Source organism: Metapseudomonas resinovorans DSM 21078 (assembly GCF_000423545.1).
GTDB lineage: Bacteria > Pseudomonadota > Gammaproteobacteria > Pseudomonadales > Pseudomonadaceae > Metapseudomonas > Metapseudomonas resinovorans.
The window spans coordinates 22,872-36,092 of record NZ_KE384032.1 but is presented as its reverse complement, the minus strand read 5'-3'; the positions used below and the strand labels follow the sequence as shown (position 1 = coordinate 36,092).

The following is a 13,221-nucleotide window of genomic DNA, read 5'->3' as shown; positions in this document are numbered from 1 at the left end:
CTGTCCTGCGACCCGTGCGATTACAGCTTGGTTTCGACGTAGGCCTCGTCGCGGATCTGGCGCAGCCAGGCCTGCAGTTCCTCGTCGTACTTGCGATTGCGCAGGATATTCAAGGCCTGCTGCTCGCGGAACTGCTCGCTGCCGTCCGTGGCGCGGCGGCCCAGCACTTCCAGCACATGCCAGCCGTAGGGACTCTTGAACGGCTTGGAGAGTTTGCCTGCCTGGGTCTGGCTCATGACTTCGCGGAACTCAGGAACCAGTGCATTGGGGTCGATCCAGTTCAGATCACCGCCGTTGAGAGCAGAGCCCGGGTCTTCGGAGAAGCTCTTCGCCAGTTCGGCGAAGTCTTCGCCGGACTGGATGCGCTCGTAGAGGCGCTCGGCCAGACGCTTGGTATCCGCTTCGCTGCGAATCTCGCTCGGCTTGAGCAGAATGTGGCGAACATGCACTTCGTCGCGAACCAGGGTTTCGCCGCCGCGCTTGTCCAGCAGCTTCAGGATGATGAAGCCGCCTGGAGTGCGAACCGGCTCGGTAACCTGGCCGGGTTGCAGGGCGCTGATCATGCCGTCGAAAGGGGGCGGCAGCTGTGCGGCCTTGCGCCAGCCAATCTCGCCGCCTTCCAGTGCTGTTTCACCGGCGGAGCGCGAGATGGCCAGTTGGGTGAAGTCGGCACCTTGCTGCAGCTGCTGGTATAGCTCCTGGACCTGGCGTTCTGCGGCCTGAATGGTGCTGGGAGACGAGCCTTCCGGAACCGGGATCAGGATGTTGGCCAGACGGAACTCTTCGGACAGCTGGATCTTGCCCATGTCGGAGGCCAGGAAGTTCTGCACTTCCTGGTCGGTGACCTGAATGCGCTCGGCCACGCGGCGCTGACGCACACGGCTAATGACCATCTCACGGCGCACCTGGTCGCGGGCGTCGTCGTAGGACAGGCCGTCACGGGACAGGGCGCCGCGGAACTGGTCGACCGTCATGCCGTTGCGCTGGGCAATGGCTTCGATGGCCTGATTCAGTTCTTCGTCGGCAATGCGGATGCCGGAACGATCACCGATCTGCAGTTGGATATTCTCGATGATCAGGCGCTCCAGCACTTGCTGGTTGAGCACATGCTCAGGTGGCAGCGAGGCACCGCGCTTGGCGATGGTCTGCTGCACTTCACGCAGGCGCTGATCCAGCTGGCTCTGCATGATTACGTCGTTGTCGACAATGGCGACCACGCGGTCGATGGAGCGAACCTCGGCGTGCGCAACACCGCCAAGGAGCAAGGCGCCCAGCAACAGCGGGCGCAGACAATCAGAGAGCTTGGTCTTCACGTTCACGGTAACCTTGAATGCCTTTTTCCAGGAAGCCTTCGGCCTTGTTGCCCACGATGCCGCCGAGGCCCTTCAGGACGATCTGCAGGAAGATCCCGCGGTCGCCGCTTTCGTTGGCTGTATCCGGCGTCTGGTCGAACTCGTCGTAGTCCACCCAGTAGCGGTTGATCAGGCGCAGCTTCCAGCAGCAGTTGTCGTACTCGAAGCCGCCGAAGGCTTCCAGGGTACGGTCGCGGTTGTAGTCGTACTGCCAGCGCGCAATGGCGCTCCATTGCGGGACCACCGGCCAGATGACCGAGAAGTCGTGCTGGCTGATCTTGTAGTAGTCCTCGATGAAGCCTGGGGTGCCGGGGGTGCCGAAGTCACCGCCGCCAACGTTCCAGGTACCGGTGGACTGGTCGAAGCGGATGGTGTCGTTACGGTAGCGATAGCCGGCGTTGACCACCTTGTTCGGATTGTCTTCAGGCTGGTAGTGGAACATCGCGCTGCCGGAGCGGGTGCGATGGGAGTCCGGATCCCAGTTGAAGTCCGAGTTGATACGCCAGTCGCGGTTGAAGCGGTACATGTACTCCAGAGCGTACGGCGAGGTCGAGGCCTGGGCGTCGGCACGGTCTCGGTAATCGATACCCGGCAGCTGCACCTTGCGGTCTTCGAAGTAGAACGCCTGGCCGATGCTGAAGCGCTGGCGTTCAAAGCCATTGGGTTCGATCCAGCGGTTCGTCGCACCCAGGGAAATCTGGTTGGCGTCGCCGATGCGGTCGCGACCGGAGAAGCGGTTGTCACGCCACAGCGACGAGTAGTTGAAGGTGGATTCGCCCGTGTCGAACAGCGGGATGTCCGTCTGGTCCTCTTCCGGCACGTAGAGGTAGAACAGGCGCGGTTCCAGGGTCTGCGTGTAGTTCTTGCCGAAAAACTGGGTCTTGCGGTCGAAATACAGGCCGCTGTCGACGCTGTAGATCGGCACCTGGCGATCCTGGCTGCCATGGAAGGTCTGCTCGGCCAGCAGGGTGTTCTTGCCGCGCTGGTCCAGGTCCAGGTCGTACTGGGTATAAGCGTACTTGACCTGCGGTTTGAGGAAGCCCCAGGTCCAGTTCATTGGCAGGCTGATGCCAGGCTCCAAGTGGGTGCGATCGCCATTGGCGCGCGCCAGGCCGCGGAGGTTGTTGTCGTTCCAGTTCGAGGTGACACCGTCGACGTCAGTGAACAGGCCGTCACGCAAGTTGCGGTCGAAACGCACGAACTCGGTGCTGTAGGCAAAGTTCAGGCCGGCGGGCTGGAAGGGCAGGGCGCCATCCAGGGTGATCTGCGGCAGGCGATCATACGGCGTGATATCGGAGATGGTCGCCAGCTCGTAGGCATGGGCGTTCAGCTTCGCGGTGTAGGTGTCGCCACGGTAGGTCAGGGTACCGCGCTGGTTGACGTAGGTGGGGGTGTCCACACCCAGGTCGGTATCCAGGTCGTCGAAGTAGTACGGGTCGCTGATATCGGTGTAGTCGACTTCGGCCAGCAGGCGGGAGTCCAGGCCGCCGGTGTGTTTCCAGCTGTACAGCCAGCGTTTTTTCTCGTACTCGGACATGAGCTTGCGCTCGTCTTCCTGGTCGTCCAGGTAGGCGGCGCCCAGCTGGCCTTCGCTGCTGTGGGTCAGGTAGCGGAACTCGCCTTCCACCATCATGCCGCGCTTGGCCATGTAGCGTGGGTACAGGGTGGCGTCGTAGTTCGGTGCCAGGTTGAAGTAGTAGGGCGTGACCAGCAGGAAGCCGGTGTCGCTGCTGCTGCCGATGGTCGGCGGCAGGAAGCCGGACTGGCGACGGTCGTCGATCGGGAAATAGATGTACGGGGTATAGAACACCGGGATGTCCTTGACCCGCAGCGTGACGTTGGTCGCGGTGCCGAAGCCGGTAGCCGGGTTCAGCTTGATGTTGTTGCCTTTCAGGTGCCAGGCGTTGTCACCCGGTTCGCAGCGGGTGTAGGTGCCGTCCTTCAGGCGAATGATGGCGTCTTCCTGGCGCTTGGCGTAGAGCGCGCTACCGCGGGTGTGCGATTGGTGCAGGACGTACTCGGCGTTGTCGACCTTGGCTTCGCCGTTGTCCAGTTGCAGCTCGGCGTGATCACCGACTACCAGGGCGCCTTTGTCACGCAGCTTGACGTTTCCGACCAGTTCACCGCGGTTTTCCGCCTGGTGCAGGTTGGCCTCGTCGGCCTCTACCTGCATGCTGCCCTGGCGAAGCACGACATCACCAGCGAGGGTGGCGATCTGCTTCTCCTGCTCATAGCGCGAGGCTTTGGCGGAGATATAGGTGGGCGCATCCTCCGTTGGCGTGTCATCGTCCATGCCCGGGCGCGGCGGCTCTATATAAGCGCCAGCGCAATAGGGGCCGGCTTCGGCCAGCTGCGCGGGGGTGAGTTTGTCGCGCGGTACCCAGTCGAGGTGACTGTAGTCGGCACTGCGGGAGGTCAGCCCCTTGCCTTCGGCCTCGGTCACCAGGGTGGCCTTGCTGCCTTCAGCTTCGCCGCCTTCGGAGGCCTGGGTAGCACCGCCAGTGGTCGAACTCACGGCGCTGCCGCTGTGAACAGGGCGCGGCGGCAGGCTCTCGGCGCTGGCTTTGGGCGCGCACGCCCAGCTCCCAGTGGCGGAAGCCTGGCAGTCGAACTGCTCGGCGGCGACGACGAATGAGGTGGCTACTGGCTGAAGGGCCAGCAGGCTGCCGGTCACCAGCAGAGGGAACTTTCTACGAAACGCGGGGGATCTTACTGCCATCTTGTTAGTCCGGGCTTCCTGCGCGCCTTCGGCCCGCTGGGGCCGCACGCCTCTCGATGGGCTGAAAAAGATGCTGGATAATAAAGCATGACCCGCACAACGGCTAGCGCCGCCGGAGACCACCTGATGCACCATGAAGACCTTCGCCTTCAGCAGCTGAGCCAATGGCTTGACCAGCAGTTGCCGACCCTGTTCGCTGCCCAAGGCTGGGGCCCCGTGCCTGCCGCGGAGCTGGTTCCAGCCAGCAGCGATGCCAGCTTCCGCCGTTATTTCCGCTGGGAGGCCGAAGGCCGCACCCTGATCCTGATGGACGCCCCGCCGCCCCGCGAGGACTGCCGGCCCTTCGTCAAGGTGGCCGGAATGCTCGCCGAAGCGGGTGTGCATGTGCCGCGCATCCTTGCGGCCGATGTGGAGCAGGGCTTCCTTGTTCTCGACGACCTCGGGCGCCAGACCTACCTCGACGTGATCAACAGCGACAACGCTGATCAGTTGTTCGATGACGCCCTGCAGGCGCTGCTGACTTTCCAGAAGCGCAGTCTCGACGTGCCCATGCCCAGCTACGACGACGCCTTGCTGCGTCGTGAGCTGCAGCTCTTCCCCGAGTGGTACCTGCAGCGCCACCTGGGCGTCGAGCTGGAAGGTGAGCGCCTGGCCGCCTGGCAGCGTATCTCCGACCTGCTGATCGATAGCGCCCTGGCCCAGCCCAAGGTGCTGGTGCACCGCGACTACATGCCGCGCAACCTGATGCTGAGCGCGCCCAACCCCGGCGTGCTGGATTTCCAGGATGCGGTCTACGGTCCGGTCACCTACGACGTTACCTGCCTGTTCAAGGACGCCTTCCTCAGTTGGCCGGAGGAGCGCGTCGCCGGTTGGCTGGAGCGTTACTGGAATCAGGCCCGCGAGGAGGGTATTCCTGTCCAGGCGGAATTCTCCGAGTTCCATCGCGCCAGCGACTTGATGGGTGTGCAGCGCCATCTCAAGGTCATCGGCATCTTCGCGCGAATCTGCCACCGCGACGGCAAGCCCAAGTACCTGGGTGATGTGCCGCGGTTCTTCGCCTATATAAAGGCAGTGATCGAACGCCGCCCCGAGCTGGCAGAGCTGAGTGACCTGCTGGCCAGCCTGCCCCGAGACGAGGTCAGCCACCCATGAAGGCCATGATTCTTGCCGCTGGCAAGGGCGAGCGTATGCGCCCGCTGACCTTGCATACCCCAAAGCCGCTAGTCCGTGCTGCGGGCACTCCGCTGATCGAGTTCCATCTTCGTGCCCTGGAGCAGGCCGGTTTCCGTGAGCTGGTGATCAACCATGCCTGGCTGGGCCAGCAGATCGAGGATCACCTGGGCGATGGCGCACGCTTCGGCCTGTCCATCCGCTATTCCGCTGAAGGGGAGCCGCTGGAAACCGGAGGTGGCATCTTCCGCGCGTTGCCGCTGCTGGGGGGCGAACCCTTCCTGGTGGTCAACGGTGATGTCTGGACCGACTTCGACTTCAACCACCTGCGCCGGCCATTGGACGGCTTGGCCCACCTGGTGTTGGTGGATAACCCGGCGCATCACCCGCGCGGTGACTTCCGCCTGGACGGCGGCCGGGTGAGTGATGCCGTGGACGGCGAACCGAACCTTACCTACAGCGGTATCGCCGTGCTCCATCCGCGCCTGTTCGAGGGCTGCCAGGCGGGAGCCTTCAAGCTGGCGCCGCTGCTGAGGCAGGCGATGATTGCCGGCCAGGTGAGCGGCGAGCATTTCCGCGGGCGCTGGGTGGATGTCGGCACCCACGAGCGCCTGGCGGAAGTCGAAAGCCTGTTGCTGGCGGAGGCCTGAGTTGGTCTGGCCAGCCACCCTGATCGGCGCCGCCGCCGGATTCGCCTTGGCGAGCATTCCAGGGGCCATGCTTGGCGGGCTCCTGGGGCATGTGCTCGATCGCCGTCTGGCGCTGGATTCCTGGAGCGCCCTGCGCGCCCGGCTGCGCGGTGATCCTGCCATTGACCAGCAGGACCTGCTGTTCATCCTGCTCGGTCGCCTCGCCAAGAGCGATGGCCGGGTGCAAGAAGCTCATATCCAGCAGGCGCGATCCGAAATGAAACGTCTCGGGTTGGACGAGGCGGGTGCCCGCCGCGCGATTGCCGCATTCAACCGGGGCAAAGCGGGCGGCGACAACCTGCATCCCTGCCTGTGCAAATTGAAGGACGAACGCCTGACGGCCGAGCGCCTGCTGCGCAGTTGCTGGCAGATGGCTGCGGCCGATGGCAGGATCGGCCAGCGCGAGCGCGAGCTCATCCTGCAGTGGGGGCGCTGGCTTGGTTTCTCGGCATCCCGGGTGGAGACCCTTGGTGCCGGTTATGACACGCCTCAGGGCCTACCGCCCAAACGCAGCAACAGCTACAAAGAGGCGTTGACCTTGTTGGGCGTGACCGCCGATTGCGAACCCGCGGTGATCAAGCGAGCCTACCGCCGCCTGATCAGCCAGAACCACCCGGACAAGCTGGCCGGCTCCGGCGCCAGCCAGGCCGTGGTGCGCGCCGCCACTGACCGCACTCGCGAATTGCACAGTGCGTACAACTTGATTCGCGAGCGCCACGGCTTTCGTTGATTGCTCGTTCGTCGCTCAACCGCCTCCGGCCGGGGACTTGCCGTTGTCCGCTTCCAGATGCAGGCTCAGCCACCCGCGAATGCGCCGGATCAGTTGTGCCTGCTCGGTGTCGGGATCGGCCGGCAGCGCCTTCATGGCGATCTGGATGTAGGCCGGGTGTTGCTGTCGTTTGCTCGCCTGGAGGCGTCGCAGAGCCGCATCGCGGTCCGTGGGCTGGTCCTTGTAGTAGAAGTCGCCGGTGGCCAGTTTCAGCTCAGGCAGCGAATCTTCCAGCGCCGGTTCATAGCCGGGGGGCAGCTCTGCTGCAACCAGCAAGAGGTTGCGTACGTCCTTCGGTTCCTGGGCAGTGAGGAATTGCGTTGCCCAGTAGGCGCCGCTGCCGTGCCCAAGCAGCACGATGGACTTCGGCTTCTGCTGGCGGGCGAAGGCCAGGGCCGCTTCGATGCGGGCGAATACCCGATCGGTCTGGGTCTTCTGAATGGCGTCGCGAGACAGCGCTGGAGGCGCCGGGTCGGTGTTGGGCTCGGCGCTGCCGGCCTGTTCGGTATTGGCCGGGCCTTCCTCCTGCGCCTTCTCCGGGCTTACCGCGGGTTCTGCCTTGGTCGGTTCTTCGGTTTTCAGCGGACGCGGTGGCGGCGGGTTGCCGCTGGGGTCCGGCAGGCTCAGTGCGAGGGTGCTCCAGCCAGCGTTCGGCAACTGACGCCGCAACGGGCCTATGGCTTCTGGCCAATCGGCACTTTCGCCCTCGCCGGGCAGGAGGATTACCAGGCCGTTGGGATTGCTCACATTGGCCGGCTGCCAGAGTGCAAGGAACGCCTCGTCACCGGCCACGAGCGGTTGTTGCTCCCGGCTCGGGAGTTTGCGCTCCAGGTTGGCGGCTTCCTCCTGGCTGCGCTCCACCAGGGGCGCACGCTCTAGCGTTGGTGCGGATTCCTTGGACATGGTTGCGGCCTCGTCTTCCGCCAGCAAAGCGGGAGACGCGGGCAACAGGGCGAAGCAAAGGGCTGCAAGGGTCGGGTGAAAGACGCGGGGCATCTGGGAGTTCCTGGTCGAGCTGGAAAGCAGGAGCCTAATGGCTCGTTGGATCTTTGTCAGGCCGTGCCTTCGCATGGTTCGTCGAGGCTGGAGTAAGGTATGTCGGCTGTTCTCCTCGTTGCGGTTGGTCTTCGATGATGCGTGCGCTCCTTTCCCTGTTGTTTGCCTTCTGCCTGGCGATACCCGTATCGGCGGCACCTGCCCGGCTGCCACTGGCAGAGAGCCAGCGACAATGGCTCGAGAACCACAGTCAACTCCGCGTCGGCGCCGTATTGCAGGCGCCCTATGTCCAGTTGGACCGTCGCCTGCAACAGCTCTCGGGGGCCAACGTCGAGTTGATGAACTGGCTGGCCACGTCCATGGGGGTGGAGCTGGTCTGGCGTACCTACGACAGCCTGGGCGAGCTGGAGCAGGCCTTGCGTGCCGGGCAGATCGATTTGGCTCCGGGCCTCGGCCAGACACCTGCCGGTCTGCGCCTGTGGTTATTTTCCGACCCGTATATGCGGGTCTCGCAATTGATGGTTGGGGAGCGAGAGGGCAACGCGGCGGTGGACCTGGAGCAGCTGGACGCCACCTCCCCGGTCGCCCTGCGCGAGCCCAGCGCGGTGGCCGACTACCTGCGAGCCACATACTCCAACCTCAACCTCAAGCCCGTGGCTAGCGAACGGCAGGCCTTGCAGGCATTGCTCGCCGAGCAGGTGCGTTATGCCGTGCTGGACGAGGCCCAGCTCAGTCGATTGTCCCGTGAGCAGGAGTTCGCCGGGCTCGCCGTGGTGGCGGATGTCGGTTTTCCACAGCTGCTGCGAGTCGCGTCGCGGCGCGACTGGCCGGAATTGGCGACCATCGTCGATATCGCCCTGCGCAGCCTGCCGGCCAAAGACCTCGACCAGCTCCATGAGCGCTGGCTGCAACCCAAGTACCCCCGCCTGGGTGAGTCCGCCGGCTTCTGGCAGAACCTCAGCCTGCTGCTCGGCGTACTGCTATTGGCCGCTGCGGCCATCATCACCTGGCTGCGTCGACAGCGGCGCGGGCTTGAGCGGCAACTGCTCGATGCCCGCCAGGCGCTGCAACTGCGCGAAGCGGCCGAGGAAGCCCTGCGCCTCACCCAGTTCTCGATCGACCACAGCACCCTCGGCATCCTCTGGGTGAACTGGGACAGCCATGTGCGTTACGCCAACCGAGCCGCCGAACAGATGCTCGGTTATGCGCCTGGCAGCCTGGCGGACCGGCCCCTGGCGGACTTCCAGCCCGAACTGAACATGGACCGCTGGCTGAACCTCTGGCGCCGCGCGCGCAATAGCGACGAGGGCCCGCTGAGCTTCGAGACGCGCAGCCTGCGGCCGGACGGCAGCTGGCTGCCGGCGGATGTGTCGCTGAGCTTCCTGCGCTTCGGTTCCTCGGAGTACCTGGTGGTCTTCCTTTCCGATGCCACCGAGCGCCGTCGCGCCCGCGAGGCGTTGGAGGAAAGCGAGGCGCGCCTCAAGGGCATCGCTTCCAACGTTCCCGGCCTGGTGTTCCGGCTGGAACGACCGAAGGCCGGCGCGCCGTCGAATTTTGCGTTCATCGGTGAAGGTAGCGAGGGGCTGGTGGGCTACAGCGCAAGCGAGCTGCTGGATACCGGGCGTGGCATTCGTGGCCTGGTCCATCCGGAAGACCGCGATGGTTACTGGGACAGCCAGACCCAAGCGCTGGACGCTGACCGTGATTGGCACTGGCAGGGGCGAATCCTGACTCGCGATGGCCAACTGCGCTGGGCCGACATCAAGGCCAGTGCGCGGGTCTTCGACGACGGCCGTGCGGTCTGGGACGGCGTGGTCTGGGACATCACCGGCAACAAGCAGATCGAGCTGGAACTGGCCGCATCCCGCGCCCAGTTGCGCGACCTCTCGGCGCACCTGGAAAGCGTGCGCGAAGAAGAGAAGGCGCGTATCGCTCGCGAAGTGCATGACGAACTGGGCCAGGTACTTACGGTGCTCAAGCTGGAAACGTCCATGTGCGAGCTGGCGTTCGCCGGGCTCGATGCGGGCCTGCGCGAGCGTCTGGACAGCATGAAGCGGTTGATCGCTCAGCTCTTCCAGTTGGTGCGCGATGTCGCCACCGCGCTTCGGCCACCCATCCTCGATGCAGGTATCGCTTCGGCCATCGAATGGCAGGCCCGGCGTTTCGAGGCGCGCACTCAGATTCCCTGCCTGGTGGAAGTGCCCGAGCAACTGCCGCAGCTGTCTGATGCCAAGGCGGTTGGGCTATTCCGGGTGCTGCAGGAGGCGCTGACCAACGTCATGCGTCATGCCGAAGCGCATACTGTCGCGGTTCGTCTCTGCGAGGAGGACGGCATGCTCAGCCTGCGGATCAGCGATGACGGTCGAGGGTTCGACACCCGCGCCGCGCGTAGCAGCTCTTTCGGCCTGGTGGGCATGCGCGAGCGGGTGCTGATGCTGGGCGGCAGCCTGCAGATAGAGAGCCAACCAGGGGAGGGCACCACCCTCTGTGTACGCGTGGCATTGGATAAGGAGAAAGCAGCGTGATCCGAGTACTGGTGGCCGAAGACCACACCATCGTCCGCGAGGGCATCAAGCAACTGATCGGGCTGGCCAAGGACCTTTGCGTGGTGGGTGAAGCCGGCAATGGTGAGCAGTTGATGGAAACCCTGCGCCAGACGCCCTGCGAAGTGGTGCTGCTGGATATCTCCATGCCCGGCGTTAACGGCCTGGAAGCCATTCCGCGCATCCGCGCCCTGACAAATCCGCCAGCGGTACTGGTGCTGTCCATGCACGATGAAGCGCAGATGGCTGCGCGGGCGCTGAAGATCGGTGCGGCCGGCTACGCGACCAAGGACAGCGACCCGGCGCTGTTGCTCACGGCCATACGCAAGGTGGCATCGGGTGGGCGTTATATCGACCCTGACCTGGCCGACCGCATGGTCTTCGAGGTCGGGCTGACTGATGCCCGCCCTGCCCATACCTTGCTCTCGGAGCGGGAGTTCTCGGTGTTCGAGCGCCTGGTGCGGGGCGAAGGGGTGAACGAAATCGCCCAGCAACTGGCGGTCAGCAGCAAGACGATAAGCACCCACAAGGCCCGCCTGATGCAGAAGCTGGGGCTGCATTCCGTTGCGGACCTGGTGAAATACGCCGTGGAGCACAAGCTGCTGTGAGTGTCCGACAATGGCGCTCTGGTTTGTAGGGCGATCCCTACAAGAAATCCTCTCTAAGCCTTATAGCAATCTCTCATACCGCCCGATTTGCGTGACCTGCCACCTTCTCTAGGCTTTTGTCTACGGCAGACACAAAAACAAAGGTGCGGTTATGGCCGAGACACAAGGCAACGACATCCTGGTCAGCTTTCGCGGCGTGCAGAAGAGCTACGACGGCGAGACCCTGATCGTCAAAGACCTCAACCTGGACATTCGCAAAGGCGAGTTCCTGACCCTGCTCGGGCCGTCCGGCTCCGGCAAGACCACCAGCCTGATGATGCTCGCCGGGTTTGAAACCCCCACCAGCGGCGAGATCCTCCTGGCCGGTCGCTCCATCAATAACGTGCCCCCGCACAAACGCGACATCGGCATGGTGTTCCAGAACTACGCGCTGTTCCCGCACATGACCGTGTCCGAGAACCTCGCGTTCCCGCTCTCGGTGCGCGGCATGAGCAAGACCGACGCCAGCGAGCGGGTCAAGCGTGCGCTCTCCATGGTCCAGCTCGACGCTTTCCGCAACCGCTACCCGGGCCAGCTTTCCGGCGGTCAGCAGCAGCGTGTCGCCCTGGCCCGTGCCCTGGTGTTCGAACCTCAGCTGGTGCTGATGGATGAACCTCTCGGCGCACTGGACAAGCAGCTGCGTGAACACATGCAGATGGAGATCAAGCACATCCATCAACGCCTCGGCGTGACCGTGGTCTACGTGACCCACGACCAGGGCGAAGCCCTGACCATGTCCGACCGCGTGGCCGTGTTCCACCAGGGTGAGATCCAGCAGATCGCCCCGCCGCGCGAGCTCTACGAGCTGCCGCGCAACACCTTCGTGGCGAACTTCATCGGTGAGAACAACCGCATGAACGGGCAGCTGGAAAGCCACGACGGCGATCGCTGCGTGGTGCGTCTGGCCCGTGGCGAGAAGATCGAGGCGCTGGCGATCAACGTCGGCAAGCCGGGTGAGTCGGTGACCTTGTCGATCCGTCCGGAGCGCGTACGCCTGAATGGCCACAGCGAGAGCTGCGTGAATCGCTTTTCCGGGCGCGTTGCCGAGTTCATCTACCTGGGCGATCACGTGCGTATCCGCATGGAGGTGTGCGGCAAGCCCGATTTCTTCGTCAAGCAACCTATTGCTGAGCTCGACCCCGCACTGGCGGTAGGCGATGTGGTGCCGCTCGGCTGGCAAGTGGAGCACGTCCGCGCACTGGACCCGCTTCTGGCGGAATGACGCGACGGCGCCAAGGCATTAGCAACCCTGCACTGTGGAGAAAATAACAATGTCGAAATCCCTGAAACTCACCGCCATCGCTCTCGGGCTGGCCTGCGCCTCCCAGGCGATGGCTGCTGACCTGACCGTGGTGTCCTTTGGCGGCGCCAACAAGAATGCTCAGGTCAAGGCGTTCTACGAGCCCTACCAGCAGAGCACCGGCAACAAGATCATCGCCGGTGAGTACAACGGCGAAATGGCCAAGGTGAAAGCCATGGTCGACACCAACAGCGTGTCCTGGAACCTGGTGGAAGTGGAGTCGCCTGAGCTTTCCCGTGGCTGCGACGAAGGCATGTTCGAAGAGCTCGACGCCGCCCAGTTCGGCAAGTCCGAAGACTTCGTACCCGGTGCCATCCAGCCCTGCGGCGTCGGCTTCTTCGTCTGGTCCACCGTGCTGGCCTACAACGCCGACAAGCTGCAGAGCGCGCCCACCAGCTGGGCTGATTTCTGGGATGTGAAGAAATTCCCCGGCAAGCGCGGCCTGCGCAAGGGCGCCAAGTACACCCTGGAGTTCGCCCTGATGGCTGATGGCGTTGCGCCGAAAGACGTCTACAGCGTGCTCGCCACCAAGGAAGGCCAGGACCGCGCCTTCAAGAAGCTCGACGAGATCAAGCCGAGCATCCAATGGTGGGAAGCCGGCGCCCAGCCGCCGCAGTTCCTCGCTTCCGGCGACGTGGTCATGAGCTCCGCCTACAACGGCCGTATCGCTGCCGTGCAGAAGGAAAGCAACCTGAAAGTCGTGTGGACCGGCGGTATCTACGACTTCGACTCCTGGGCGATTCCGAAGGGCGCCAAGGATATCGACAAGGCCAAGGAATTCATCGCCTTCTCGGTCAAGCCCGAGCAGCAGAAGATCTACTCCGAGAACATCGCCTACGGGCCGGCCAACACCCAGGCAGTGCCGCTGCTGGACAAGGCCCTGCTCAAGGACATGCCGACCACCCCGGAGAACATCAAGGACCAGGTCGCCATGGATGTCACCTTCTGGGCTGACTACGGCGAGCAACTGGAGCAGCGCTTCAACTCCTGGGCGGCCAAGTAAGGCTGCCGCTATTCCCCTCTCCCTCCGGGGGAG

Annotated in this window: 10 protein-coding genes; 7 read left to right on the top strand and 3 right to left on the bottom strand. The window is 64.0% G+C overall.

All coding sequences use genetic code 11. The annotated features are described in order from the left end of the window. Window positions 1-20 precede the first annotated feature (20 nt). The gene (locus G559_RS0126230) at window positions 21-1,313 is read right to left on the bottom strand and encodes a peptidylprolyl isomerase (protein ID WP_028631078.1); all 1,293 of its coding nucleotides are present in this window, start codon (window positions 1,311-1,313) and stop codon (window positions 21-23) included. After that, on the bottom strand, window positions 1,294-4,071 hold the full coding sequence (locus G559_RS0126225; RefSeq protein ID WP_028631077.1) for an LPS-assembly protein LptD: 2,778 nt from the start codon (window positions 4,069-4,071) through the stop codon (window positions 1,294-1,296). The genes G559_RS0126230 and G559_RS0126225 overlap by 20 nt, the downstream gene beginning before the upstream one ends. Window positions 4,072-4,197: 126 nt before the next feature. On the opposite strand from G559_RS0126225, the gene G559_RS0126220 reads away from it, so the two are divergent. Genes G559_RS0126220 through G559_RS0126210 form a run of 3 tightly spaced genes read left to right on the top strand, consistent with a single transcriptional unit; the run spans window position 4,198 to window position 6,660 of the window. Then, window positions 4,198-5,223, top strand: a complete 1,026-nt coding sequence (locus G559_RS0126220; RefSeq protein ID WP_028631076.1) for an aminoglycoside phosphotransferase family protein — start codon at window positions 4,198-4,200, stop codon at window positions 5,221-5,223. Next, window positions 5,220-5,891, top strand: coding sequence for an N-acetylmuramate alpha-1-phosphate uridylyltransferase MurU (gene murU, locus G559_RS0126215; RefSeq protein WP_028631075.1), 672 nt, complete (start codon window positions 5,220-5,222; stop codon window positions 5,889-5,891). The genes G559_RS0126220 and murU overlap by 4 nt, the downstream gene beginning before the upstream one ends. A gap of 1 nt (window position 5,892) precedes the next feature. Continuing rightward, window positions 5,893-6,660 carry a TerB family tellurite resistance protein gene (locus G559_RS0126210; protein ID WP_028631074.1) on the top strand — a complete coding sequence of 256 codons (768 nt, stop codon included), beginning with the start codon at window positions 5,893-5,895 and terminating at the stop codon, window positions 6,658-6,660. A 15-nt stretch (window positions 6,661-6,675) separates the two neighbouring features. Here the strand turns inward: G559_RS0126210 and G559_RS0126205 are convergent, their stop codons facing one another. Further along, on the bottom strand, window positions 6,676-7,695 hold the full coding sequence (locus tag G559_RS0126205) for an alpha/beta hydrolase family protein (protein WP_028631073.1): 1,020 nt from the start codon (window positions 7,693-7,695) through the stop codon (window positions 6,676-6,678). A 134-nt stretch (window positions 7,696-7,829) separates the two neighbouring features. Here G559_RS0126205 and G559_RS0126200 point away from each other — a divergent pair, with 134 nt between their 5' ends. The 4 genes from G559_RS0126200 to G559_RS0126185 all read left to right on the top strand — a co-directional run bounded on the left by G559_RS0126200 (window position 7,830) and on the right by G559_RS0126185 (window position 13,188). Continuing rightward, window positions 7,830-10,220, top strand: a complete 2,391-nt coding sequence (locus G559_RS0126200; RefSeq protein WP_028631072.1) for a PAS domain-containing sensor histidine kinase — start codon at window positions 7,830-7,832, stop codon at window positions 10,218-10,220. Beyond that, on the top strand, window positions 10,217-10,846 hold the full coding sequence (locus G559_RS0126195) for a response regulator (protein ID WP_028631071.1): 630 nt from the start codon (window positions 10,217-10,219) through the stop codon (window positions 10,844-10,846). The genes G559_RS0126200 and G559_RS0126195 overlap by 4 nt, the downstream gene beginning before the upstream one ends. A gap of 151 nt (window positions 10,847-10,997) precedes the next feature. Then, window positions 10,998-12,107: an ABC transporter ATP-binding protein gene (locus G559_RS0126190; protein ID WP_028631070.1), complete on the top strand. Its 1,110-nt coding sequence runs from the start codon at window positions 10,998-11,000 to the stop codon at window positions 12,105-12,107. 49 nt (window positions 12,108-12,156) lie between these two features. Then, complete coding sequence (locus G559_RS0126185) at window positions 12,157-13,188, top strand: ABC transporter substrate-binding protein (protein ID WP_028631069.1); 1,032 nt, start codon at window positions 12,157-12,159, stop codon at window positions 13,186-13,188. Window positions 13,189-13,221: the final 33 nt, after the last annotated feature.

Excerpts from the sequence above, each read along its gene's own strand:
- G559_RS0126225 (WP_028631077.1), bottom strand. The coding sequence starts at position 4,071 with ATGGCAGTAAGATCCCCCGCGTTTCGTAGAAAGTTCCCTCTGCTGGTG.
- G559_RS0126220 (WP_028631076.1), top strand. The coding sequence starts at position 4,198 with ATGCACCATGAAGACCTTCGCCTTCAGCAGCTGAGCCAATGGCTTGAC.
- murU (WP_028631075.1), top strand. The coding sequence starts at position 5,220 with ATGAAGGCCATGATTCTTGCCGCTGGCAAGGGCGAGCGTATGCGCCCG.
- G559_RS0126205 (WP_028631073.1), bottom strand. The coding sequence starts at position 7,695 with ATGCCCCGCGTCTTTCACCCGACCCTTGCAGCCCTTTGCTTCGCCCTG.
- G559_RS0126200 (WP_028631072.1), top strand. The coding sequence starts at position 7,830 with ATGATGCGTGCGCTCCTTTCCCTGTTGTTTGCCTTCTGCCTGGCGATA.
- G559_RS0126190 (WP_028631070.1), top strand. The coding sequence starts at position 10,998 with ATGGCCGAGACACAAGGCAACGACATCCTGGTCAGCTTTCGCGGCGTG.
- G559_RS0126185 (WP_028631069.1), top strand. The coding sequence starts at position 12,157 with ATGTCGAAATCCCTGAAACTCACCGCCATCGCTCTCGGGCTGGCCTGC.